The sequence below is a fragment of the Leeuwenhoekiella sp. NPDC079379 genome (assembly GCF_044542075.1).
In the GTDB taxonomy this organism is placed as follows: domain Bacteria; phylum Bacteroidota; class Bacteroidia; order Flavobacteriales; family Flavobacteriaceae; genus Leeuwenhoekiella.
The window spans coordinates 1-1,506 of record NZ_JBITTU010000019.1 but is presented as its reverse complement, the minus strand read 5'-3'; the positions used below and the strand labels follow the sequence as shown (position 1 = coordinate 1,506).

The 1,506-nt window shown below is 41.2% G+C and carries 1 protein-coding gene; it reads right to left on the bottom strand.

Features of this window, described 5'->3' with window-relative positions:
• The coding region (locus ACIGAM_RS17380; RefSeq protein WP_396512743.1) for an Ig-like domain-containing protein at positions 1–1,506 on the bottom strand (1,506 nt) is incomplete at both ends.

Here is a 1,506-nt window from a genome sequence, read left to right as displayed (position 1 = left end):
AGTTACATCTGCACTATCACAAGCCTGTGGAATACCTGCATCACATACCTGGTAAGCGAAAGTATCTTCACCTATAAAGTCTGCGTTTGGTGTGTAGGTATAGCTTCCGTCAGGATTGAATACCAAAGTACCGTTTGTAGGCTGTGTTACCACTGTGAATACCTCACTTCCAACAGGACCATCAGGATTCTCATCGTTGGTTCCTACGTTACCACTTACCGCTTGATTTACAAACGTATCGTTGATATCGTTGATCGCAAGGATGGTGTTAGCCGCACTAGGATCTACAGTAATGTATACAGTCGCTGTATCTACTGAACCAGCTGTATCTACTATGTCGTAAGTAAACTGATCTGAACCGCTAAAGCCTGCATTAGGTACATAGCTTAAGCTTCCGTCTGCTGCTAAAGTAACTGTTCCGTTTGCTGCATTGGTGTTTCCGGTTACAGCCAATGGAAGGTCTCCTTCTGGATCGCTATCATTAGTAAGGACGTTTCCGGTTATTTCAGCTCCTAAGTATCCGAAGAATGCATCATCATTAGCTACTGTAAAGTTTCTAGTATCTGCAATAACTTCGATAGTTACCGTTGCTGTATCACATAATGCTGGTGTACCATTATCACATACTGTGTATTCAAAACTATCCTCTCCTGTAAAATCAGGGTTTGGAGTATAAGTGAATGTTCCATCAGGATTAACTACTACTGTTCCGTTTGTTGGATTTGTATTACTAGTTACAGTAAGTGGTCCGCCATCTGGATCAAAGTCGTTAGTCAATACATTACCATCTACAGGTGTTCCTGCTTCAGTAATTGCTGTATCATCATTAGCTACCGGTGGATCATTCTCATTAGTAGTTAAAGGCAATACCTGTATAGTTACATCTGCACTATCACAAGCCTGTGGAATACCTGCATCACATACCTGGTAAGCGAAAGTATCTTCACCTATAAAGTCTGTGTTTGGTGTATACGTATAGCTTCCGTCAGGATTGAATACTAAAGTACCATTTGTAGGCTGTGTTACCACTGTGAATACCTCACTTCCAACAGGACCGTCAGGATTCTCATCATTGGTTCCTACGTTACCACTTACCGCTTGATTCACAAACGTATCGTTGATATCGTTGATCGCAAGAATGGTGTTAGCCGCACTAGGATCTACAGTAATGTATACAGTCGCTGTATCTACTGAACCAGCTGTATCTACTATATCATAAGTAAATTGATCTGAACCGCTAAAGCCTGCATTAGGTACATAGCTTAAGCTTCCGTCTGCTGCTAAAGTAACTGTTCCGTTTGCAGCATTGGTGTTTCCGGTTACAGCTAATGGAAAGTCTCCTTCTGGATCGCTATCATTAGTAAGTACGTTTCCGGTTATTTCAGCTCCTAAATATCCGAAGAATGCATCATCATTAGCTACTGTAAAGTTTCTAGTATCTGCAATAACTTCGATAGTTACCGTTGCTGTATCACATAATGCTGGTGTACCATTATCACATACTGT